General features: G+C 35.9%; 19 protein-coding genes. 9 read left to right on the forward strand and 10 right to left on the reverse strand.

Translation table 11 applies throughout. The annotated features are described in order from the left end of the window. The first annotated feature begins 45 nt into the window (after window positions 1-45). Window positions 46-3,270, forward strand: a complete 3,225-nt coding sequence (locus ACWPWS_RS17335) for a hypothetical protein (protein ID WP_454047357.1) — start codon at window positions 46-48, stop codon at window positions 3,268-3,270. A gap of 78 nt (window positions 3,271-3,348) precedes the next feature. Here the strand turns inward: ACWPWS_RS17335 and ACWPWS_RS17340 are convergent, their stop codons facing one another. Further along, complete coding sequence (locus ACWPWS_RS17340; RefSeq protein WP_454047358.1) at window positions 3,349-5,319, reverse strand: T9SS type A sorting domain-containing protein; 1,971 nt, start codon at window positions 5,317-5,319, stop codon at window positions 3,349-3,351. Window positions 5,320-5,517: 198 nt separating this feature from the next. Between ACWPWS_RS17340 and dusB the strand changes: the two genes are divergently transcribed. Then, window positions 5,518-6,513, forward strand: coding sequence for a tRNA dihydrouridine synthase DusB (dusB, locus tag ACWPWS_RS17345; protein ID WP_034694897.1), 996 nt, complete (start codon window positions 5,518-5,520; stop codon window positions 6,511-6,513). Between the two features lie 52 nt (window positions 6,514-6,565). Here dusB and deoC read toward each other — a convergent pair whose 3' ends face one another. The 5 genes from deoC to ACWPWS_RS17370 form a co-directional block, all read right to left on the reverse strand. Next, window positions 6,566-7,309: a deoxyribose-phosphate aldolase gene (gene deoC / locus ACWPWS_RS17350; protein WP_309512805.1), complete on the reverse strand. Its 744-nt coding sequence runs from the start codon at window positions 7,307-7,309 to the stop codon at window positions 6,566-6,568. Between the two features lie 4 nt (window positions 7,310-7,313). Continuing rightward, window positions 7,314-7,784, reverse strand: a complete 471-nt coding sequence (locus tag ACWPWS_RS17355) for an Lrp/AsnC ligand binding domain-containing protein (RefSeq protein WP_002976659.1) — start codon at window positions 7,782-7,784, stop codon at window positions 7,314-7,316. A 27-nt stretch (window positions 7,785-7,811) separates the two neighbouring features. Beyond that, window positions 7,812-8,747 carry an endonuclease/exonuclease/phosphatase family protein gene (locus tag ACWPWS_RS17360; RefSeq protein ID WP_309512806.1) on the reverse strand — a complete coding sequence of 312 codons (936 nt, stop codon included), beginning with the start codon at window positions 8,745-8,747 and terminating at the stop codon, window positions 7,812-7,814. A gap of 380 nt (window positions 8,748-9,127) precedes the next feature. Then, window positions 9,128-9,799 (reverse strand): tRNA (guanosine(37)-N1)-methyltransferase TrmD, encoded by a 672-nt coding sequence (gene trmD, locus ACWPWS_RS17365; protein WP_454047359.1) that lies wholly within the window; start codon window positions 9,797-9,799, stop codon window positions 9,128-9,130. Further along, the gene (locus tag ACWPWS_RS17370; protein ID WP_454047360.1) at window positions 9,796-11,058 is read right to left on the reverse strand and encodes an NAD(P)/FAD-dependent oxidoreductase; all 1,263 of its coding nucleotides are present in this window, start codon (window positions 11,056-11,058) and stop codon (window positions 9,796-9,798) included. Before ACWPWS_RS17370 ends, trmD begins: the two co-directional genes overlap by 4 nt. 66 nt (window positions 11,059-11,124) lie before the next feature. On the opposite strand from ACWPWS_RS17370, the gene ACWPWS_RS17375 reads away from it, so the two are divergent. After that, window positions 11,125-11,988 (forward strand): glycoside hydrolase family 25 protein, encoded by an 864-nt coding sequence (locus tag ACWPWS_RS17375; RefSeq protein WP_209787304.1) that lies wholly within the window; start codon window positions 11,125-11,127, stop codon window positions 11,986-11,988. A 99-nt stretch (window positions 11,989-12,087) separates the two neighbouring features. Here ACWPWS_RS17375 and ACWPWS_RS17380 read toward each other — a convergent pair whose 3' ends face one another. Continuing rightward, window positions 12,088-12,600: a 5' nucleotidase, NT5C type gene (locus ACWPWS_RS17380; RefSeq protein WP_454047361.1), complete on the reverse strand. Its 513-nt coding sequence runs from the start codon at window positions 12,598-12,600 to the stop codon at window positions 12,088-12,090. Window positions 12,601-12,814: 214 nt separating this feature from the next. Here ACWPWS_RS17380 and ACWPWS_RS17385 point away from each other — a divergent pair, with 214 nt between their 5' ends. Continuing rightward, window positions 12,815-14,707 (forward strand): ABC-F family ATP-binding cassette domain-containing protein, encoded by a 1,893-nt coding sequence (locus ACWPWS_RS17385; RefSeq protein ID WP_454047362.1) that lies wholly within the window; start codon window positions 12,815-12,817, stop codon window positions 14,705-14,707. 162 nt (window positions 14,708-14,869) lie between these two features. On the opposite strand, the gene ACWPWS_RS17390 is transcribed toward ACWPWS_RS17385, so the two are convergent. Continuing rightward, entirely contained in the window at window positions 14,870-15,925 is a 1,056-nt protein-coding gene (locus tag ACWPWS_RS17390; protein WP_454047363.1) for a Gfo/Idh/MocA family oxidoreductase, read from the reverse strand. 180 nt (window positions 15,926-16,105) lie between these two features. On the opposite strand from ACWPWS_RS17390, the gene ACWPWS_RS17395 reads away from it, so the two are divergent. The 3 genes from ACWPWS_RS17395 to ACWPWS_RS17405 all read left to right on the forward strand — a co-directional run bounded on the left by ACWPWS_RS17395 (window position 16,106) and on the right by ACWPWS_RS17405 (window position 19,860). Next, on the forward strand, window positions 16,106-18,391 hold the full coding sequence (locus ACWPWS_RS17395; protein ID WP_209787298.1) for a TonB-dependent siderophore receptor: 2,286 nt from the start codon (window positions 16,106-16,108) through the stop codon (window positions 18,389-18,391). Between the two features lie 95 nt (window positions 18,392-18,486). Next, on the forward strand, window positions 18,487-19,002 hold the full coding sequence (locus ACWPWS_RS17400) for a hypothetical protein (RefSeq protein WP_454047364.1): 516 nt from the start codon (window positions 18,487-18,489) through the stop codon (window positions 19,000-19,002). A 267-nt stretch (window positions 19,003-19,269) separates the two neighbouring features. Next, complete coding sequence (locus ACWPWS_RS17405; protein WP_034694879.1) at window positions 19,270-19,860, forward strand: hypothetical protein; 591 nt, start codon at window positions 19,270-19,272, stop codon at window positions 19,858-19,860. A gap of 104 nt (window positions 19,861-19,964) precedes the next feature. Here ACWPWS_RS17405 and ACWPWS_RS17410 read toward each other — a convergent pair whose 3' ends face one another. Next, window positions 19,965-20,600 carry a peroxiredoxin gene (locus ACWPWS_RS17410; protein WP_454047365.1) on the reverse strand — a complete coding sequence of 212 codons (636 nt, stop codon included), beginning with the start codon at window positions 20,598-20,600 and terminating at the stop codon, window positions 19,965-19,967. Window positions 20,601-20,695: 95 nt separating this feature from the next. Between ACWPWS_RS17410 and ACWPWS_RS17415 the strand changes: the two genes are divergently transcribed. Beyond that, window positions 20,696-21,580, forward strand: a complete 885-nt coding sequence (locus tag ACWPWS_RS17415) for a mechanosensitive ion channel family protein (RefSeq protein WP_209787294.1) — start codon at window positions 20,696-20,698, stop codon at window positions 21,578-21,580. A gap of 106 nt (window positions 21,581-21,686) precedes the next feature. Here ACWPWS_RS17415 and ACWPWS_RS17420 read toward each other — a convergent pair whose 3' ends face one another. Beyond that, complete coding sequence (locus ACWPWS_RS17420) at window positions 21,687-21,875, reverse strand: hypothetical protein (protein WP_454047366.1); 189 nt, start codon at window positions 21,873-21,875, stop codon at window positions 21,687-21,689. Window positions 21,876-21,939: 64 nt separating this feature from the next. On the opposite strand from ACWPWS_RS17420, the gene ACWPWS_RS17425 reads away from it, so the two are divergent. Continuing rightward, entirely contained in the window at window positions 21,940-22,287 is a 348-nt protein-coding gene (locus tag ACWPWS_RS17425) for a hypothetical protein (protein WP_454047367.1), read from the forward strand. Window positions 22,288-22,298 lie beyond the last annotated feature (11 nt).

Raw genomic sequence — 22,298 nt, forward strand, 5'->3', positions numbered from 1 at the left:
ACGATTAACATTTTTTAGTTACTTTTACCAATTATTTTTCAGGGCTTGCGGAATTATATCCTTCTAATTGTATTCTTCTTAGGCATATTTTCAGGAAATGCTCAGGTATTTTCATGGAAAAATCCCAACGTGCCTGAAGACAGCATTAAACGAGACAGTATTCTTGCGGCAAGGCTTGAGCAGGATATCTTTGCAAAAGACACCCTTGATTTCATAAGAACGCACAACAAAATCGTTATCGATGAGGCTGTACTGGCAAAGAATGATAAAAAACGATTTTTAGGAGAACTTAATTCAAAAGGTTCTATCATCAGAGGGATTACTTTTGGTAACAATCAGGGCCAGTCTGTGCAAAGTTCAATGGATCTTCAGATTTCAGGACGCTTATCCAAAGATGTTACGATTTTAGCCAGTATTTCGGATCACAACCTGCCTATTCAGGCTGATGGTTATACGCAAACGCTGGAGGAGTTTGACAAAATCTACATGCAGCTTAATATTAAGGAAAAATCCATCCTCAGAGCCGGACATCTTGACCTTGTAGAATCTAAGAATTATTTTGCCAAATACCAGAGACGAAGCATGGGGCTTCAGTTCCAGACAGAATTCGGGAAGGAAAACAAAACATTGGTAGATATCTCTGCAGGTGTTGCACGAAGTGAATTTCACAGAATCCGTTTTCAGGGGGTTGAAGGAAATCAGGGACCTTACCGTCTGACAGGTAAGAATGGGGAACAGTTTATCACACTGATCTCCGGTTCTGAACAGGTCTTCATTGATGGAATCCTGATGAAGCGTGGTGAAAACCAGGATTATATTATCAATTATAATACCGGTGAAGTTACCTTTACCAGTTTCCGTCCTATTTTCCAGCAGAATTTCATAACGATTTCCTATAACTATGCCAACAGGAATTATTCAAGATATCTGTTTACAGGAAAGCTTGAACATCAGAGAGAGAAATTCAAAGTAGGCTTAAACTGGTTCATGGAAAATGACAATAAGAATGCTCCTCTGTCTTTAAGTCTTTCCAAAGAAGATGAACAGATTCTTGCAGATGCAGGAAACAATCCGGATTTGATGTATGCTCCTTCAGGGGTGGTAACGGAGTATGATGTGAATAAAATTTTATATAAATTAAATCCTGCCGGAACTTTCTATGAGTATTCTACTGATTCAAGCTTAACGCTGTACCAGGTTTCTTTTACGTATTTCGGGGCTAATCTGGGGGATTATAAAATAGCACAAACCACCAATAACGGACGTGTTTTTGAATATGTAGGTCCTAATGCCGGAGATTACAGAGCGGTAAGAAAACTTCCGTCTCCTCAGAAGTCACAGGTATACTCTCTGAACTCAGAATATTTACTGAATGAAGGAAAAATAGGAGCTGATATCTCGTTGAGTAACTATGATGTCAATTTATTTTCATCAAAAGATTCTGATCAGAATATGGGATATGCATGGCGTATTTTCGGAAATAAGAGTTTCACGAAAAATGCATGGAAAGGAACACCTAGTTTTGAATACCAATATATAGACAGGCAGTTTCATATCCTTGACCGTATCAATGATGTCGAATTCTCCAGAGACTTTAACCTTACCCAGGAATTTAATAAGAAGACCCAAAACAGGTTTATCTTCAGTTTCCTGAATAAATGGAATAATAAATCCACCTTAAATTACCGTGTCAATTATTTGAATGAGCAAAATTCTTATAAAGGGATCAAAAATGACCTGGACTTTGGCTGGCTTACAGGAAAGTTCTTTACCAAGGGTAATTTATCTTATCTGAATACAACTGCCACCCTTCAGGACACGAAGTTCATCCGTGGTGGAGTTTCAACAGAGTTTACCGGCAAAAAAGGAAGCTGGGCCGTTGGGGGAAGCATGGAACATAACGAGAAGAAATACAATGACACCCAACTTATGGATGTCACGAGTTTCAGCTGGAAGGAAATCTTTTTGCAAAAGAAAATCGGTGACAGTACAAGAACTAAGTTGCTGGCAAAAGTATACATGAGAGATAATGACTCGGTACGCGACAACAGGCTTCAGAATATGAACAATATTTTGGGAATTATGGCTGAAAGTCAGATTATCAAAACAGAAAGAACCTCCCTAAATGCTTTAATCCACTACCGAAAATTCTTCTACGCAGGTGCAGAAGGTGAAGTAACCCGTAATAATGATTTTGTTGTTGGAAACATCTTATACAATCAACAGCTTTTCAGAAATGGAATGCGTCTTCAGGCTTTCTATGAACTGGGGAACGGCCAGGAAGCCCAGAGGGAATTTCAATATATTAAAGTAACAGATGGACAGGGGGTTTATAAATGGACCGATTATAACGGAGATGGAGTGCAGCAGCTGGACGAATTTGAAATCGCTGAGTATTCTGATCTTGCACAATATATCCGTGTATACACTAATTCTGTAAGATATATTCCTTCCAATAAAAATAAATTACAGCTGGCTTTATTTGTTAATCCGGCAATTGTTTTCAATTCTGAGAACGGATTTTTAAAACGATGGAATTTCAATATTTCATTAAACTCTCAAAACTCTTTCTATAAAAAAGAAAAAGTGCTTGTTCTGAATCCTTTTGAAAAGAATAGTGATCAGATCCTTAAAAATCAGAATATTCTTGCTTCTGTACAGTTTAACCCAACCGACAAGTCAGGCTGGAATGGAAATTACAGGTTCATTACCAATGACAATCTCATTAATGCCAATTTCAGTAATGAAGAACGTGAGCAGACTTCTCATTTCCTGAATGTGGGATACTGGTTCAATAAAGAATTCAGAGTAGACTGGGAAAACTCAGTTCATGATATCCAAAACTCTTCACAATTATTTAAAACAAGAGATTATCGTCTCACTAATTTTGAAACCAAGCCTAAAGCAACTTATAAGTTCACAGATGCTATTCAGGCTGAATTATCTTCTGCTTTCCGCCAGAAACAAAGATTGGATGGTGAAGAACTTCTTAAAGCTTTTGATATTACAGGAACCATCCAATGGGAGCGTAGAAAAACGTCTATCCGTGGAAATTTCTCGTTCATCAGCAACAATTTTACCGGAAACAATTTCAGTATTGTAGGAAACCAGATGCTGGATGGGCTTAAGCCTGGGAAAAATCAGGTATGGAGTGTATTCATCCAACAGGCTATCAACTCCTTTATCCAGCTGAATCTTAATTACGAAGGAAGAAACTCAGGTGACCGGACCATTCATATCGGAAGTATGCAGGTAAAAGCAAGCTTCTAATTATGATGGTTACTTTATACAATAAAAAATCCCCAATATTATTGCTATTGGGGATTTTTCTGATTATTAGGGTATATATTATTTTTTAATAATTTTTAAAGACTGTGATCCTTTTTCTGTATTCACTTTTAAAATATAAACTCCTGCAGCAGCACGTCTCAAATCTACAGAGCCTTTTTCAGCGTTAATGGTTTCGCTGAGAATTCTCTGGCCTGAAACATTATACACTTCAATATCTTTAATTCTACTGTCATTATTGATATATAGGTAATCCACAACAGGATTCGGATAAACATTCACTGTATTCTTTTTCGCAGTTTCATTTACTGCCAATACGGCTGCTGTAAATTCAAAACTTCCGAGATCCGGTGTTAAAGCATTTCTTGTATTGCCATCTGCATCCAGTGTTACTTCAACTACCGGAGTTCCCTTATTATCAAGAGCTGCATTCCCTGTGGCTGACAAATGGAAATCAGTTGCTGATACGAATACCGGCAGCACATTCAATGAGTTTACATTTCCTCCGAATCCCGCCTGGATATCAGCAAGGGTGGCTTTTGCCAATCCTCCAATATACCCAAGATTGGTACCGGAAGAATAGAAATTATTATAATTAATAGTAGAAAAAACACTGCTGGCGGCTCCCGCATAAATAGCGTATCTGTCGCCTGCCTGAGTCTGGGTATTGACAAAAAGATTATTTCTGATATCAATACCTCCTGCACCGGTTACTCCACTTGTAATATTTAAAGCAGAGGGTCTTCCTGCAACAGTCTGGCTGACATTCATGACAACGGTATTATAATAAAGTTTATATCCGCCTCCTGCAGCGACAACAATCCCGTTTCCATTATCATTTACTCCTCCTGTTGTTGCATATCCATAACCGGCCACACCACTGACGATATTGTTGGCCACTAATGTATTGGAGATAAGACTTGTTGTGGACAGATAAATTCCCTGGGCTCCGTACCCTGAGACATTAGTATTTTTAACTCCATTTATTTTATTATTAATAATGGTCATTCCGGTTGTCAATGTACCTCCTGCATAAATACCTGCAAAAAGAGTCCCTGTTCCACTGGAATTAAAATTGGAAATCGTATTTCCGCTTACCATAATATTGGCTACAGCAGAGGCTCCTGTACTCCCTGAGGTGATCGTTATTCCGGAAGCTCCTCCCGCACCCGTTCCGGTATACCCAAGATTGGTTATGGTATTTGAAATAATTGAAGAATTGACTGTTGCTGTAGCAAACCAGATCCCTCTTTTAATTTCAGCATTGGTCGTTTCAAAGTTACCTAATGTGTTATTACTTACTGTTACTCCATCTGCACCCTGAACATAAATTCCTCCAAGACGGTTGGCATCTGCTCCCGAAGCACTTATATCATTACCCGTAACCAATGTATTAGCTCCATTACCAGCAGCTGTAGCAGCAAATAAATAAATTCCCATATAAGCTTTCTTCACAGCATTATTCTGAATAGTAACATTGTTAAAGAAGCCTCCCGTAGGTGTTGCTGCTCCGTCATACATTACCAAAGCTGAAGAATTATTCATTCCGTTGATAATATTAAGGTTTTTAACCATAATATTAGTATTGGCTGCAGCTGCAGAAGCCGCTATGAATGTAAGGACCTGCGGTGCTGTAGTAGAAGTGTTGGTAAGGGTAAGATCTCTTGTCGTTCCTGAAGCTGCATTGCTTCCGTCCAGGGTAATATTACTCCCCTGTATTCTCACTAAAGGCGCACTGGCAATATCCCCGGAAATAGTTGCCGTAACTCCTGTGGCAGGTTTTATAGCAACAGAAGTATAACTTGTTGCTCCGCCACTGGCATTCAGACTGGCTGTTGCCGTTTCCGTTGTGTTTGCTGTGATACTGATTGTAATTGCCCCCTGATGTGTTCCTGCGTTAATAGCATCAAATGCGCCCTTTAACGTAGTATAGGTTCCTGTAGCTGTTCCTGCCGTAGCAGAAATATTTACTTGTGAATAAAAATTTGATGAAACTAAAATTGCCATCAAATAAAATAGAATTTTTCTCATGACACTAATTTTTATTATACTAAATATAAAAAATAATTATCAATAAAATTCAATAAACATTGATAATCAGTTAAATATATTAAATAAAAATTAAACAGAATATCATAAAATCCCTTAAACAAAACAACACAAGCAAAACGCAATACCATATTTTAATTTAAAAAATATTGTTTTTTAAGAATTTCGTAAATTTGCACCATGATAAAAATAGGCAACATAGAACTGCCGGAATTTCCACTTTTGCTGGCTCCAATGGAAGACGTAAGTGATCCTCCGTTCAGACGTTTGTGTAAAATGCACGGTGCAGATTTAATGTATTCGGAATTTATTTCTTCCGAAGGGTTAATTCGTGACGCTATCAAGAGTCGTAAGAAGCTGGATATTTTCGATTATGAAAGACCAGTGGGGATACAGATTTTTGGTGGAGATGAAGAAGCAATGGCTATGTCCGCAAGAATTGTTGAAACGGTAAACCCGGATCTTGTAGATATTAATTTTGGCTGCCCGGTAAAAAAAGTTGTCTGCAAAGGAGCAGGAGCTGGTGTACTGAAAGATATTGATCTGATGGTTCGCCTTACCAAAGCCGTGGTAAGCTCTACTCACCTGCCTGTAACGGTAAAAACCCGTTTAGGATGGGACAGTACCAGCATTAATATTGATGAAGTGGCAGAACGTCTGCAGGAAACCGGAATCAAAGCTCTTACGATACACGCAAGAACCCGTGCACAGATGTATAAGGGTGAAGCAGACTGGGAACATATTTCAAGAATTAAACAAAATCCCAATATTGAGATTCCAATTTTTGGAAATGGTGATATAGATTCTGCTGAAAAGGCATTAGAATATAAACAAAAGTATGCATGTGACGGTATCATGATCGGGCGTGCTGCTATTGGATATCCATGGATATTTAACGAAATCAAACATTTCTTTAAAACTGGAGAACATTTACCTGAACCTACAATTTCAGACCGATTACTGGCTGTTCGCCAACATGCAGAATGGAGTGCTGAATGGAAAGGAGAAAGATTGGGATTGGTTGAAATGAGACAGCATTACAGCAATTATTTCAGAGGGATTCCTCATTTCAAGGAATTTAGAAAAAAATTCCTGGAAGTTTTCACTATGGAAGAAATGAACAGTCTGATCAAAGAGACTCAGCAGTTCTACGAAGAATACCAGGCTCAGCTATAAAAATAAAACCATCAGTAAAACTGATGGTATTTTTATTTAGAATCTAATTATATTAATATCCTTCTGATGAAGTTTCGTTTTTAATTAATCCCAGCGCTGAAGAGGTTCCAATTCTTTTAACTCCCATTTTAATCATTTTCTCAGCATCTTCAGGAGTTCTTACTCCTCCAGCTGCTTTTACAGGAAGTTTCCCAGCATTATTGAGCATAATGGTGATTCCTTCAAAGGTTGCTCCATTAGGCTTTCCTTCGGCAGTTTGGTAAAATCCTGTTGATGACTTAACAAAAATTTTCGACAGTTCATTTTCAGAAAAATTCTCTTCTGCCCAGGTAGAAATATTTTTAGTAAGATCTGCAATTTGTTCATCAGTCAATGCTGCGATTTCAATAATCCATTTTGCAATTTTATGATGCTCAAGAGATAATTTTGTACATTTTACAAATTCTTCTCTTACCAGTTCAATATTTCCCTGTAGATAAGCTGTATAATTAATAACAAAATCCAGTTCATCTGCTCCGTCTTCTATTGCTTTTGAAGCTTCTGCAAGTTTCTCATCAATAGAATACGTTCCTTCGTGGAAACCTATTACTGTTCCTACTACAACATTTGAATTTCTTTCCTGGATATATTTTTTGATCTCAGATACGTAATCCGGTCGAATCATCACGGCAAAAATACCATTATCTATTGCTTCCTGAGCAAGTTCTTTATCTTTTTGAAGTGTTTCTTCGTGGGAAATACCTGATTGTTCTGGTGTTTTCAGGTAAGTTGAATCCAAATATTGGGCTATGTTCATATCGTTATACTTTCAGTTGTCTGTAAATACCTTGTTCCAAAGATATAAAAGTTTCTGTTCTTGTTACTCCCTTCAGCTTTTGAAGCTTGCTAAGAATCTGCATTAAATGATCATTGTCTTTACAAAGAACTTTCAGGAAAATAGTATAATTCCCTGTGGTATAGTGGGCCTCCACTACCTCATTGATATCATGCAGAGATTTTACCACTTCCGGATAATGGCTTGGCTGATCCAGAAATACCCCGATGTAGGAAATCACTTTATATCCAATTTTCTTAGGGTTAAGAAATGATATTGAATTTTCAATAACTCCTGCATGTTCGAGTTTTTTGATTCTTTGATGCACTGCAGTTGTGGAAATTCCAACATTTTTTGAAATGTGGGCTAAAGATGTTTTAGCATTGTCCATCAACATGTAGATGATTTCTTTGTCAATAGAATCTAAATGGTAGCTTGTGTTGCTCGAATTTTTCATTTTCTACTTTTTTATTATTTATGTTTTTTAATGTAAATTTTTAAATTTTACAAAAACCGGAAAGTGATCGCTATATCCTCCTAAATACCGTGTACCAGCATATGTTCGGAAAGGCCGTCCTTCAAAATTTCTGGTTCTGCTGCGGATTTTTTCAGAATTAAATATATGGGCATCCTGAAAAGCCAGCGTCTTATTATCAAGTAAAGATCTTGACATAATGATCTGATCATACAACAATCCAGATTTATAATGAAAAGTAGAATAATTTCTTGTAGAAAACAATTGCTGAAAAGGGTTCACTAAAACCTTCTCATGGTCATTGTCATAGAGAATCTGTACTAAATTTTCATCATCCGGGTTTTCGTTAAAATCACCACACAATATAACGTGCTCTTTATCTGCGTCCACTATTTTCATAATCCGTTCCCGGACTTCATTCAATATAAAGGCTCTTTTAGGCTTATTGATATCTTTTTCGCGTTTAGAGGGAAGATGGGCGATAAAGACATTAATAATTTCCCCTTTATATTTAATTTTTGAAAAAAGTACGTCTCTGGTTGTGTCGTAATTTTCTGTGTTTTTATTTACTATTTCAAAAAAGAAAGTAATGGTTTCTGAATCTATTACCTCTACTTTATTTTTATCATATAACATGGCTACATCCACTTTTCTTTCGTCCATGGAATTATAATGTACAATTCCATATTCCGAATTAAAGGGTTCCATTTCTACAAGATCTTCCAAAACTTTCCTTCCGGAAACTTCAGATAATCCTATTACAAATGGCAATACATCATTTTCCTCCTTCATCAACTGAAATACGTGAGAGATTTTGAAAAGCTTATTTCTATATCTCTTTTCATCCCAATTCCTTAATCCTGACCGGGTAGGATCTAATTTGTGGACAGGTTTCGGATCGGGTAAAAATAAATTTTCAACATTATAAAAAGAGAACAGCTCCATCTACACTAATTTCTATACTTTTAATTTATTATGTTCTTTTTACTTTAAGATGTAAATTTATTATTTTTTTTCCAAATTTCCTCGATTTATCCTTAAAACAACAAATCAATTCCTCATAGAAAACATTTCAAATATAGTAAAAAATACCAATGAAATCAGCGATAATAAATTAATTTTTCAATTATTAGAGAGTTTTAGTATATTAGTCAAAATTGAGATAATATACAAAATCCGGAATAATAGAAATAAATTTTCAATTTAAAATAAGAAGTGTTAATGTTTTTCACACCTATTAAACTTACAACAAATATTATTCCATTCACCTATTATAAATGGAATTAAATACGCAGATCAGCATTAGATAAATGCTGACAATTTGTTTACAGTAAATCGGGACGTTTTTCCTTTGTAATTCTTACGGCTTCATCATGACGCCATTCTTCAATTTTTCCGGAATTCCCACTCAACAGGATTCTGGGAACTTCCAGACCTTTATAACTTTCGGGTCTTGTATAGATAGGCGGTGAAAGAAGATCATCCTGAAAACTGTCTGTTAAAGCACTCTGTTCATCATTTAAAACACCAGGAAGCAATCTGATGATTGAATCTGCAAGCACACAGGCTGCCAGCTCTCCGCCTGTAAGAACGTAGTCTCCAATTGAAATTTCTTTGGTAATATGAAGATCTCTTACTCTCTGGTCTATTCCTTTATAATGCCCACAAAGAAACATCAGATTCTCTTTGATGGAAAGTGAATTGGCAATTTTTTGGTTCAAAGTAACACCATCCGGAGTCAGATAGATAACTTCATCATAATTTCTTTGAGATTTAAGCTCTGAAATACATTTATCCAGTGGCTCCACCATCATTACCATTCCTGCACCGCCTCCGTAAGGCTCGTCATCAATTTGTCTGTGCTTATTAATCGCCCAGTCTCTCAATTGATGAAAATGTACTTCTACCAGCCCTTTATCCATCGCTCTTTTCAAAATAGAAGTTTTGAACGGACTTTCCATCAATTCCGGAAGTACGCTTATTATGTCAATTCTCATTGTAATGTTCCGTTTTTCTTAGTAGGTATAATAATTAATCTTAAAGAAGAATCTTTGTTGATATAGCTCCACATCCAGTTGAAGAATATGGCCAGCTTATTTCGAACGCTCAAAATTAGCATTAAATGGAGAAACATCCAGAAATACCACGCAAGAAATCCCTGGAATTTTATAAATGGCAGATCCACAACAGCTCTGTGCTTCCCAATTGTTGCCAATGAGCCTTTGTCATCATATTCATATTCTTTCCACTCTTCCTGACTTTTCTTTAAAAGATTTTTACCTAAATTTTTTGCCTGATTAATAGCTACGTTGGCTACCTGAGGATGTCCCTGTGGATATTTAGGAGTTTCCATATAGGCAATATCCCCGATAGCATAAATATTATCGTAACCCTGTATTTTATTATATCGATCTACAATATATCTGTTTCTTACTAATTTGTCTTCCGGAAAACCTCCTACCACATTTCCTGTAACTCCGGCTGCCCAGATGACATTATTGGAAGGAATTTCTTTTCCACTTTTCAAATGAACTTTATCTCCGTCATAATCTGTCACTACTTCTCCGCTCATAAAAGTGACCCCAAGATCTTTAAGATATTTTTCGGATTTCTCCTGAGCTTCACTGCTCATTACAGCAAGAGGTTTTTCTGTAGAACTTACCAGAATAATCTTCAGATGATCAAAGTTCATATAAGGATAATCTCTTGGAAGGATGTCTTTTTTCATTTCAGCAAAAGCTCCTGCCAGCTCTACTCCTGTTGGACCGCTTCCTACGATAACGATGTTCCAGTTACCGTCATCACTTCGGCTTTTTTCAATAATCAGTTTTTCAAAGGTCATCAAAACATGATTTCTGATGCTGATGGCTTCCTGGGTATTTTTCATTCCGAAAGCTTTTCCTTCCAGATCTTTGTTTCCGAAAAAATTAGTTTTACACCCTGTTGCAATGATGAGTTTATCATAGGTAAATTCTGCTTCGTCGGTAATCACTTTATGATTGGCAGGATCTATTTCTTTCACCTCTGTCATACGAAACTGGGTGTTTCTGGACTGCTGAAAAATCTTTCTGAAGGGAAAAGAAATGTTGGAAGGTTCTATCCTCCCTGAGGCTACCTGATAAAAAAGCGGCTGAAACATATGGTGGTTCATCCGATCGAGAACAATGACCTTTTTATTCTTGTTATTCAATGTTTTTGCAAGCTGCAGCCCCGCAAATCCTCCTCCAATAATGATGATTTTTTCGCGTGTTTCCATAATACACAAATTTACTGATTTTATTTTAGCATTTAGCAGTGAAAAAAGTTAGTTTTGCAAAACTTTATGACACCAAAAAAGTACACCAAAAAAACTGCCAAACAAGTCCATAAATCCAGACGGAAGAAGTATTTTTTCCGAAGATGGGTGATATTGGGCATATTAATCGTAGCATTGGTGGGAACAGGATTTTATTTAAAACAGTCTGTAAGCTACTATTATGCATTGTACTTTAATAAATTTAAGCATAAAAAACTTCATAACAGTGAAAAGGAAGCGGCAAGAATTCAGAGAATCCTAGCCAGCAATCTTGATAAAACCTATGGCTTTGATGTTTCTCATTATCAGAACCGGGAAGATATCAAATGGGACAGTCTGAGTATTGGAAATAAAACAATCCCGTTAGAATATGTTGTCATGCGCGCCACCATGGGAAACCGAAGTGCAGATAAGCATTTTGATGAGTTCTGGGAAAGTGCTAAAAAACATAATCTCATCCGTGGTGCCTACCATTTTTACAGAGCTGATGAAGATCCTGTGATCCAGGCAAATAATTTTTTAAAAAATGTAAAACTGGAGAGTGGAGACCTTCCTCCCATTCTTGATATTGAAAAAATCCCAAAGCGTAAAACCAATAAAAAACTGATTGAAGACCTGAAAGTATGGTGTAAAATCGTAGAAGAAGCCTATGGCGAAAAACCTATCATCTATACCTATTATCATTATTATAAAGATTTTCTGAAAGGTGAGTTTGAAGGCTATCCTTTATGGCTTGCCAATTACAATGATGTTCCGTCTCCTTCTCCCGACGATGAGTGGGATTTCTGGCAGTTTACAGAAAACGGAATTGTTCATGGGATCAATGCGAAAGTGGATCTTGATATTTATAATGGTAATTCGTGGTCGTTGAAAAGACTGACACTGGATTAGAAATAAAATAAGAAAGGAAGCTAGAAACAGGAAGATGGGAGTTAATGAAATGATGTCATCCCTTCCAATCTCCACCCTCCTTCTTCCAGCTTTAAAATTTTAAAGGATACTCATAATTTCTTCCCAGGAATGAACTCTTTCATAAGTATCATTTTCTATCAGTTCATTATGAGGCTGGGTAAATATCAATCTCTGCCCTGAAAAATGATCTAAATTTTTTGGATAATCATCTATCATAACATCTCCGGCAACCACTTTTTTACTTCCGCAAAGAACAATCTGCTCCCATGTGATGAACGGAAAATGTTCTGCCAGCCAATCATATTTTTCTCTTAAGCTGTTCGGAAATTCCATTCCTGCAGATACAATATACAGATCATATTTATTATTCAGATATTCTATTGCCTCACGGCTTCCTTTCATCACAGGTAAGGTTCTGAAAAAACCTACCTCATTTACATGTTTTTTCCCGTTTGGAAAAGACTCTATTTCAGGCTTACCAGTCAAATCACTGATTTCAATTTCTTTTCCTGTATCTCTTTTTTCAAATTGTACCAGCTGATGATATACATCCGCCATTACCCCATCCATGTCGACAATAACTTTTTTCATTACTTCAATCAGGTTTTGTGTTATGTATTACTATTTACAATTTAAATTTCATTGTGTTGATCAAATTTACTAATTAGTTTTTTCAGATAAGGAGCACAGTTTATTAAAAAATTATAAATATTCATTTTTATAAAAGAGCTTCCGGGAAGTTTTAGGCTACATTTTCGTATTTTTGCGGTTCAATTCAAAATTAAAATCAAACCATTAATTCCCAATGAATTACGTTTCTGCAGAAAATCTCACCAAATCTTACGGCATCAAAGTTTTGTTTAAAGACATTTCTTTTCATATTAATGAAGGAGATAAAATAGCTATTGTTGCCAAAAACGGAAGTGGAAAATCTACCCTTCTGAAAATATTAATGGGTAAGGAAATTGCAGACAGCGGAACTGTGATTATCAACAAAGATATCCAGGTAGTATTATTTGACCAGGAAATCAACTTTGATCCTAAGCTCAGCATTGAAGAATTTATGATGGCTCTTGATTCAGAACCTATCCTTGCGCTTAAAAACTATCATCAGTCACTTCATTCCACAGATCATGATTTTATTGAGAAAGCATTAGCGGATATGGAAGTTCATAAAGCATGGGATCTGGAAAATGAAATGAAACAGATTCTTTCCCAGCTTAAAATTACTGATCTGGATGCTAAAATGGGAACTCTTTCCGGAGGACAGATCAAACGTGTAGCTCTGGCTAAACTTTTAACAGAGACAAGAGCCGAGCACAGACACACTCTTCTTATCATGGACGAACCAACCAACCACCTTGATGTAAACATGGTGGAATGGCTTGAAAACTATCTGAATAAGGCAAAAATCACGCTATTGCTTGTTACTCACGACCGATATTTCCTTGACAGTGTTTGTGATATAATCTGGGAAATGGAAGATCAGAATCTTTATTTTCACAACGGTTCGTATGCTACTTATCTTGAGAATAAGATGATCCGCGAAGAGAATCTTAATGCTACGATTGATAAGGCAAACAACCTTTACAGAAAGGAACTGGAATGGATGCGAAGACAGCCAAAAGCCAGAACTACAAAATCAAAAAGCAGAATCGATGCGTTCTACGAAACTGAAAAGGTAGCCAAAACCGACACCAGAAAAGACGGGCTTGAGCTGGATTTTGAAATGAAGCGTCTGGGAAATAAAATTCTTGAACTCAAAAATATTGATAAAAGCTTTGGACCTAAAGTTCTTTTAAAAGATTTCAGCTACCAGTTTCAGCGTGGAGAAAAGGTGGGAATCATTGGAAAGAATGGTGCGGGAAAATCTACCCTGCTTAATATTATTCAAGGTCTTGAAAAGGCTGATAAAGGAGAAATTGAAACAGGAGAAACTATTTCTTTCGGTTATTTCTCACAAAAAGGTCTTGCTTATAAAGAGGATGAGCGTGTCATTGATTTCATCAAGGAAATTGCAGAATTTTATCCGCTAGCTAATGGAAAGAGTTTATCTGCTTCACAGTTTTTAAGATTGTTCTTATTTGATGATCAGACTCAATATTCTCCCATTTCTAAACTTTCGGGAGGGGAAAAAAGAAGACTTCACCTGATGTATATTTTGTATCAAAATCCTAACTTTTTGATTTTTGATGAGCCTACGAATGATCTGGATCTTCCTACGTTGACGGTTTTAGAAAATTTCCTTCAGCAATTCCAGGGATCTTTGATTATCGTTTCCCACGACAGGTATTTTATGGACAGAATTGTAGATCACGTTCTGGCTTTTGAGGGAGAAGGAAAAATCAGAGATTTTGTTGGAAACTTCTCAGAATACAGAGAAGCAAGAAGCCGCGAGGAAGCATTAGAAAAAAATACAGCTGTAAAACCTGAGCCTGTAAAAGAAGCAGTTTCTTCAGCAGAGAGTACTCAGCCTTCCCATTCTAAAAGAAAACTAACTTTTAAAGAACAAAGAGAACTGGAAACGATTGAAAAAGAAATGCCTGCACTGGAAGAACAGCGCACCAAAATTCTGGACAATCTCAACAACGAAGCTGATTATGAAAAAATAGCCAAACTTTCTTCGGAACTGGAAACTGTTTCAGAAAAACTGGAGAACCATGAAATGAGATGGCTGGAGCTTCAGGAACTCCTTTAATAATGATGAATTATGAATGAATTCAAGGTTTAAGGTTTAAGGTTTAAAAGTTAATAGTAATCGTGATTAGAGGTTTCCAATTCATTTACACTCAAACTCTCCAACCCTAAAACTCTCTAATTCTTTGAATTCATTCATAATTCACAACTCATCATTTATAATTTATAATTCAATTATTCTTTCTTCTTTTGCACTTTTCAGAGAAGCGTCAATGATTTTCATATTCTGAATAACTTCTCTTCCCGGAGATGGTAAGGCGTATCCAAAAACAATATGTTCATAGATCTGCTGGTAATAATCCATGTAGTTTCCGGCTTCAGTTGAAGTTAGAATTCTTTCTGTTTCAGAGTTTTCATTCAGGAAATTCAATATTCCATCAGATTCTTTCAAAGGCTGCGTCCATTCTTTTCCATACACAGGAATAGCGCCTGCTACCAATTCGTTTTCCTGATTATCTGTTCTTTCCTGCAGGAAAGTTCCTCGATCTCCGTGAATGGTATAAGCATAATGGCCTTCTTTACTGAAAACCGATGTTTTCAATCTCACTCTCAGATCATTTTTGTAGAATAACAGAATTTCAAAATAATCATTCGCAAATTCGCTTCCTTTCATCGAAAATACATCTGCAAAAAGCTTTTCAGGATACCCAAAATACAGTACAGCCTGATCTACCAGATGTGCTCCCAAATCGTGAAGTGATCCTGAGCCTACCTGATCCGGGCTTTCTTTATGCTGTTTTCCACTTGGAGTCGTACGGAATCTGTCAAAACGAATCTCTGTTTCTTTTATATTTCCTAATTTCCCATCAGCTAAAACCTTTTGAACCTGTAAAAAATCACGGTCGAATCTTCGGTTTTGATATACACTTAGGAACAATCCTTTTTCCTCAGCCAATTGAACCAGCTCTTCAGCCTCAGAAACATTTACTGTAAAAGGTTTTTCCACAATAATATTTTTACCGGCCTCCAACGCTTTTTTTGCATATTCATAATGGGTCTGAACAGGAGTATTGATAATCACCAGCTCTACATCTGCCTGCTGAAGCATTTCCTCCACAGAACGGTAAATGGTTGCTTCCGGATATTTTTCTTTTGAATCTTCCTTACTTCTTTCTACCACGGCAGACATAAAAAATCCCGGATGTTCCTTTAAAAAGGGAGCATGGAATACTTTTCCGCTCATTCCAAAGGCACAAAGCCCTGCTTTTACCAATTGCATATTATAATTTTTAACAAATATATTCATAAAAATTTCTCTATCCCTTAGCCTAAAGGCGCTATAGAAACAATCCATCTCACCAACTCTGAAATATGATTTAAATCATAAAATTATTTTTATCTATTCTAAACAAATACTTACATTTGCGCCTTATTTAAAACTGTTCTACATAAAAATAAAATGAAAAGACAATTACTTTCTTTAGGTCTTCTATTCATCGCTGTTTCAGTGAGTTCTCAGATGAAAAATGCTGAGGCAGATACCATCAGAACTCAGACTATTGAGGATATTAATCTTCATAAAACGGGAAATCCTAACCAGGCAAGAGCATTATCGACAAAATCAAATCTGACGGTAATGGAAAATCCACAGCCTATTGCTATTGTTACCCACGAAATTATTGAGCAGCAGCAGGCAAAACAATTGAGTGATGTTCTTCAGAATGTAAACGGTCTGTATATCACTTCATCCAGAGGAAATTCTCAGGACAGCTTTGGTGGACGTGGTTTCATTTTAGGAAATGATAACATTTTTAAAAATGGTTCAAGAATAAATAGCGGCGTTTTCCCTGAAGTAAGTGGTCTTGAAAGAGTAGAAGTTTTAAAGGGAGCCAACGCCATGCTTTTTGGTAATACAGCCGCAGGTGGTGTTATCAATATGATTACCAAAAAACCTAAATTCAATTTTGGTGGAAGCATCGGATTAAATGGAGGAAGCTGGAATTCTTATAAGCCAACTGTTGACATCTATGGACCTTTATCTAAAAACGTTGCATTCAGAATAAATGGAGCATATGAGCATGCCGAAAGCTTCAGAGATGTTGTAGAATCAGAGAAGTACTACTTTAACCCTTCATTTTTATTTAATTTAAGTGATAAGTCTCAATTAATTGTTGAGGCAGATTATCTTAAAAATAATTTCACTCCGGATTTCGGAATTGGGTCTATTACTGAAAAAGACCAAAGCTACAGATTGAATGACGCAGTTTCCAGAAACACTTTCTTCGGAACCGACTGGCAATATCAAAATGTACAGCAAGCTTCTACGAATGTAACCTTTAATCATCAGTTTAACGAAAGATGGTCTTTGAACGCTACTGCTTCTTACCAAAACTATACTAAAGATTATTTTTCTTCTGAAAGAGTACAATGGATATATGAAACTAAAGATGCAACTGTAGATCCCAACAGATTATCCTGGAAAAGACCTTTTGGTAGAACTTACAACGAACAAAATTATACTTCTGCACAAGTAAATATCAATGGTGAATTCAATACAGGAAGCATCAACCATAAAGTTTTAATTGGTTCAGATGCTGATTATAGCCAGGCAGATGCTTATGCTTATAATATTACAGCGCCTAAAAACCTTCTCTATTTAGATGATCCTTCAACATGGGGAAGTATTGATATGCCAAATTCTACTCTTAGTACAAGAAATAGAATCAATACAAGAAGAATCGGGATCTATGCACAAGATTTTATCAGCTTAACAAAGCAATTAAAAGTGATTGCTGGTCTAAGATGGTCTTATATCGAAAACATGCCTACACTGACCACTCGTTTTACATTAAATGATAAAATTGAAGTAGCAAATTCGTCAACCTCTGACAATGCATTTTCTCCAAAAGTAGGTTTGGTGTATGCTCCAAATGAAAACCTTTCGGTGTTTGCAACTTATACTAATTCATTTGCTTCAAATGCAGGATATACTTCAGATCAGTTTGGTACCGTAAATACCAACCAATCTGTTACTGATGTTCAAAATCAGTTAACTACTTTATCAAGACAAAGCATAAAACCTTCAACAGTTGACCAATACGAGATTGGAGTTAAAAAGAATTTCTGGAATAATGCTTTAGCGGTTAACTTAACGGCTTACCAGATCATGTACAACAATTACTATCAAACCTACTGGTTCGCTTCTGCTCCAAACGGAGCACCAGTAAATTCAACAGATACCAATCTTAAAGAATTTGCAGGAAATATGAGAAGCCGTGGTGTGGAACTAGATATTACTGGAAATCCTACAGAAAACTTATCTATTATCGGAGGTTTTTCTTATAATAATTCTGTGTACACAGACACTCCGGAAAAAGGATATGTTGAAAACCAAAGATTGGTAAGAACACCGGCTACAACAGCGAATGCTTCGGTTTTCTATAAATTTACAAACTACGTAAAAGGGTTAAAAATCGGTGCCGGAATTTATTACATCGGAGACAGAATCGCTGGATGGAATGATTCAAAATCTACAAATACAAGCAGAAACAACGTAAGTAGAATGTTTGATCTAAAAGATTACACAACGGTTTCTTTATCTGTAGGCTACGAGTGGAAAAAATTCTCTATTCAAGGAAAAGTGGGCAACCTGTTTGATGTTGTAAACTACAATGTTCACGAGAATTATTCAGTGAACCCTATCACCCCTAGAAACTACTATTTCACATTAACATACAGACTCTAGAATTCTTTATATAATAATTCTTTCATTAAAAGTGGAGATTGCATTTTTGCAGTTTCCACTTTTGAAATTTTAAAACAAAAACAAAACAATAAGATATGGATAAGATTAAAGACACAAGAAGCTTCATGAGAATTACCCACCGTTATCTGGGATATTTCCTTGCCGGAATTATGGCTGTATATTCATTAAGTGGAATTCTTCTGGTGTACAGAGACACTGATTTTCTGAAAAGCGAAAAGAAATATGAAAAAAACATCGCAGCTCATCTTACAGAAAAAGAACTCAAAAAAGAACTGAAGATGAAAGGCCTGGAAGTGGAAAAAACGGAAGGAAGTGTTCTTTATTTTAAACAGGGAACTTATGACAGTGCCACCGGAAAAGCCAAGTACTCAAAAAAGGAATTACCTTTCGTATTAGACAAAATGGTTTCTCTTCACAAATCACAGTCTAAAGATGCGATATCGCCTTTAAGCGTATTTTTTGGGGTTTCTCTTTTCTTTTTCGTGATCTCCAGTTTCTGGATGTTTAATCCTAAGACAAAAGCATTCAAACGCGGAATTAAGTTTACCATTGCAGGACTTATTATTTCTGTAATTCTTTTATTTATTTAAATAATATGAAAGCTGGATAAAGAAAAAACAACAGTTTTGAACATTAATGTCCTCATATCTATTTTTATCATTTTCATTTCAAAACGCTTGTTTTATTTTATTTATCGTTACGAAATCCGCAGAAAATATGTTAAAAAACCAAAATGTATCATCCTGGAAATCTTAACGTTTATTTAGAGAAATTACGTAAAATTAAGAGTCTGGCACATTTATTGTTTTTTCTATAATTCGTGAATAATAAACATTTAATTATTAAAATAATAAATTATGAAAAAACTTATTTTAACAGGGATATTAGCCGTAGCAGGCTTAACAGCAACTGCAAACGCTCAGATTCAGAAAGGTAATTGGATGGTAGGAAGTAGCATCGTAGCCAGTAATTTTGGTTTAAATACAGGCGGTGGATATAATATTTCACTACAGCCAAAAGCAGCTTATTTTATTCAAGACAATGTAGCAGTAGGAGGATATGTAGATTTAGGATTTAATAAAGTAACAAATGGATCGCCTACCAATTTTGTATATAAAGTTGGAGCTTTAGGTAGATATTATGTTTCTCCAGGAGAAAAAGGAGTAGATAACTTATTACACCACGGAAGATGGTTCTTCGAAGGTAATGTAGGTGTTGGAGGTACTTCTACTGAAGGATCTAACTCTACTACAGGTTTAGATTTTGGAGCAGGTCCTGGTTATTCATACTTCATTACACCAAATATCGGTGTTGAAGGTTTAGTAAAATATAATGGTGTTGCTGGATTTGGTAGCGAGGGATTAACTTCTACTTTAACTTTCAATGTAGGATTTAGCATTTATTTACCAACTTCTAAAGGTAAACAAATCATCAACGATGTTAAGTAATCGATCGATTTACAATACATAATTATAAAATGAAAGCGCCCCGGAATTTAATTTCGGGGCGCTTTTCGTACAAATTAAAACTAAACTATAAAAAATCAAATAAATCATGTATTCGGTTGTGGGGTATATCTTAGATACGGCTTTATTTCCGTTACCCCTTTTGGAAAAATTTCCCTGGCTTCTTCCGTAGAAATGGTAGGCGGTATAATAACATCTTCCCCATTTTCCCAGTTAACAGGAGTAGCCACCCTATAATTATCTACCAGCTGTAAAGAATCCAGCACTCTAAGGATCTCATCAAAATTTCTTCCTGTAGAGGCCGGATAGGTAATAATCAGTCTTACTTTTTTGGAAGGATCAATAATCAAAAGAGAACGTACAGTAGCCGTAGCGGAAGCATTGGGATGAATAAAATCATACAGCTCCGAAACCTTTCTGTCTTTATCAGCAATAATGGGAAACAAAACATGGGTATTCTGTGTCTCATTAACATCTTTCACCCAGTTTTGATGATCCTCTACTCCATCTACACTCAGAGCGATCACTTTAGTGCCTCTTTTATCAAATTCAGACTGCAGCTTAGCTGTATACCCCAATTCTGTAGTGCATACGGGCGTATAATCTGCAGGATGCGAAAACAGAATTCCCCAGGAATCTCCCAGATAATTATAAAAATTGATATCCCCTACAGATGATTCTGCCTGAAAGTTGGGTGCTGTATCTCCTAATTTGATTGACATAATGTTCATTCTTTATAGTCTACAAATTTAGTAGACTTTTTGGAACTGGCAAATTTTTTGTTGAAAATTTATATCTTTAATTAAAATTTTTATTCATGGAGAAAACCGGGCTCAGGTATGTAGATCTTGTTTATAAAGTATTGGAAAATTGGTATGTAACATTTGCGGAACTAACTCCAAAGCTGATTGTCGGAATTTTAGTATTTACCTTTTTTCTTATTAGCAGTAAATATTTAAGCAAAGGAGCCGTAAAATTATTCCATCAATTTTTCCCGAAAAGCAAAAAAGAGAGTTCTTTAGTAGCCTTAATCAGTGTATTCAGATTCCTGATTATGCTGATGGGAACATTTATTTCTCTGGAAATAATGGGTTTCAGTGGTTTTCTTTGGAAATTTATCGGAAGCTTAGGAGTGGCAGGGGTTATTGCAGGGGTTGCCTTGAAAGATCTTGTGTCAAGTATTTTCTCCGGAATGCTGATTGGCATTGATAAGGCCTATAAAGTAGGAGATTATATCACAATTGGAGCTCATTCCGGAACGGTACAGGAAATTGGGTTTTTAACCACAAAACTGCTTACTGATGACGGTAAGAAAGCCTACATTCCCAATCAGGTTGTCTTCAATGCTCCGTTTTATAATATTACCGCTTCCCCACAACGCAGGATTATTTTAAATTTTGAAATTCCTGCTGATGAAGATATCAGCAAAGCACAGAAAGGAATTCTTGATGTGATTAAAAACCTTGATAATGTGGATAAGTTAGATACTATAGAGGTGATCTTTACAGACCTTAAACAAGGGGCATTTAACCTGCAAGTGAAATTCTGGATAAAAGTAGGAGCTAACCTTGCTCAAATAAGAAGTAAGGCCTATTTAGGAATTAAAGAACGTTTTGATTTGGACAAAGTTCAGTTGGTAACACCAACCAGTATCAGCATTACCAATGGGGAATCTCTTCCTCCAGAAAATCATGACAAATAAATGCTTTTATATTCTGGCTTACTGATCGAATTAGATTATGCATTATAACCGTTTTATATTCAGTTTATTACCGTATAATTTCTTACTTTTATGTAAAGATCTTAATCTATAAAACAATGCCATCACAATCCAATTCATTCCACCCTATTGAATCAAAAACTTCAAAAAGGCTTTCTTTATTGATAAAAGTGGTTGGCATAGCGTTTTTAATTATGACTCCTTTATCCATTATCATAATGGCTATATTGGCATTTAATGCAAAAGAAATCTCAGGAGAAATAAAAATTGTTCTCATTGCCCTTTTTATAGCAATCCTATGTTTTTGTATCTGGATGCTCTTCCAGAAAAATGAAAAAAATATGACCACTCATATTATTGTTGATGAAAAAGGAATTCATCATTACTGCAACCGGAACATTGTACATTCCATAACCTATGCTGAACTTCACCCCAATCCGGAAACTGATCAATATGATGTATTATTGACAGAGTATGATGAATCTGCTCCTGGTTTATGTATCTATTTCTTTGAGCCTGAATTAAAAAAAGCTACCCGGAAGACTGTCAATTTAAATATTGACACCGTTATTACCAATGGAAATTTGTTACTCAAAAATTTTGTGAAAGGAATATTGATTTTCAGGCCAGATTTAAAAATTGCACCCAATGTTCTGGATCTTTACCGGCTGGAAGAATTCAGGAAATAAATCCTGTTAAT

It is taken from the genome of Chryseobacterium sp. Marseille-Q8038 (genome assembly GCF_965111995.1).

Bases quoted from the DNA above. Each gene is read 5' to 3' on its own strand.
- ACWPWS_RS17340 (WP_454047358.1), bottom strand. From the start codon at position 5,319: ATGAGAAAAATTCTATTTTATTTGATGGCAATTTTAGTTTCATCAAAT.
- dusB (WP_034694897.1), top strand. From the start codon at position 5,518: ATGATAAAAATAGGCAACATAGAACTGCCGGAATTTCCACTTTTGCTG.
- deoC (WP_309512805.1), bottom strand. From the start codon at position 7,309: ATGAACATAGCCCAATATTTGGATTCAACTTACCTGAAAACACCAGAA.
- ACWPWS_RS17355 (WP_002976659.1), bottom strand. From the start codon at position 7,784: ATGAAAAATTCGAGCAACACAAGCTACCATTTAGATTCTATTGACAAA.
- ACWPWS_RS17360 (WP_309512806.1), bottom strand. From the start codon at position 8,747: ATGGAGCTGTTCTCTTTTTATAATGTTGAAAATTTATTTTTACCCGAT.
- trmD (WP_454047359.1), bottom strand. From the start codon at position 9,799: ATGAGAATTGACATAATAAGCGTACTTCCGGAATTGATGGAAAGTCCG.
- ACWPWS_RS17370 (WP_454047360.1), bottom strand. From the start codon at position 11,058: ATGGAAACACGCGAAAAAATCATCATTATTGGAGGAGGATTTGCGGGG.
- ACWPWS_RS17375 (WP_209787304.1), top strand. From the start codon at position 11,125: ATGACACCAAAAAAGTACACCAAAAAAACTGCCAAACAAGTCCATAAA.
- ACWPWS_RS17380 (WP_454047361.1), bottom strand. From the start codon at position 12,600: ATGAAAAAAGTTATTGTCGACATGGATGGGGTAATGGCGGATGTATAT.
- ACWPWS_RS17385 (WP_454047362.1), top strand. From the start codon at position 12,815: ATGAATTACGTTTCTGCAGAAAATCTCACCAAATCTTACGGCATCAAA.
- ACWPWS_RS17390 (WP_454047363.1), bottom strand. From the start codon at position 15,925: ATGCAATTGGTAAAAGCAGGGCTTTGTGCCTTTGGAATGAGCGGAAAA.
- ACWPWS_RS17395 (WP_209787298.1), top strand. From the start codon at position 16,106: ATGAAAAGACAATTACTTTCTTTAGGTCTTCTATTCATCGCTGTTTCA.
- ACWPWS_RS17400 (WP_454047364.1), top strand. From the start codon at position 18,487: ATGGATAAGATTAAAGACACAAGAAGCTTCATGAGAATTACCCACCGT.
- ACWPWS_RS17405 (WP_034694879.1), top strand. From the start codon at position 19,270: ATGAAAAAACTTATTTTAACAGGGATATTAGCCGTAGCAGGCTTAACA.
- ACWPWS_RS17410 (WP_454047365.1), bottom strand. From the start codon at position 20,600: ATGTCAATCAAATTAGGAGATACAGCACCCAACTTTCAGGCAGAATCA.
- ACWPWS_RS17415 (WP_209787294.1), top strand. From the start codon at position 20,696: ATGGAGAAAACCGGGCTCAGGTATGTAGATCTTGTTTATAAAGTATTG.
- ACWPWS_RS17420 (WP_454047366.1), bottom strand. From the start codon at position 21,875: ATGAGAACAATTTTTATTTCTCCTGAGATTTCTTTTGCATTAAATGCC.
- ACWPWS_RS17425 (WP_454047367.1), top strand. From the start codon at position 21,940: ATGACCACTCATATTATTGTTGATGAAAAAGGAATTCATCATTACTGC.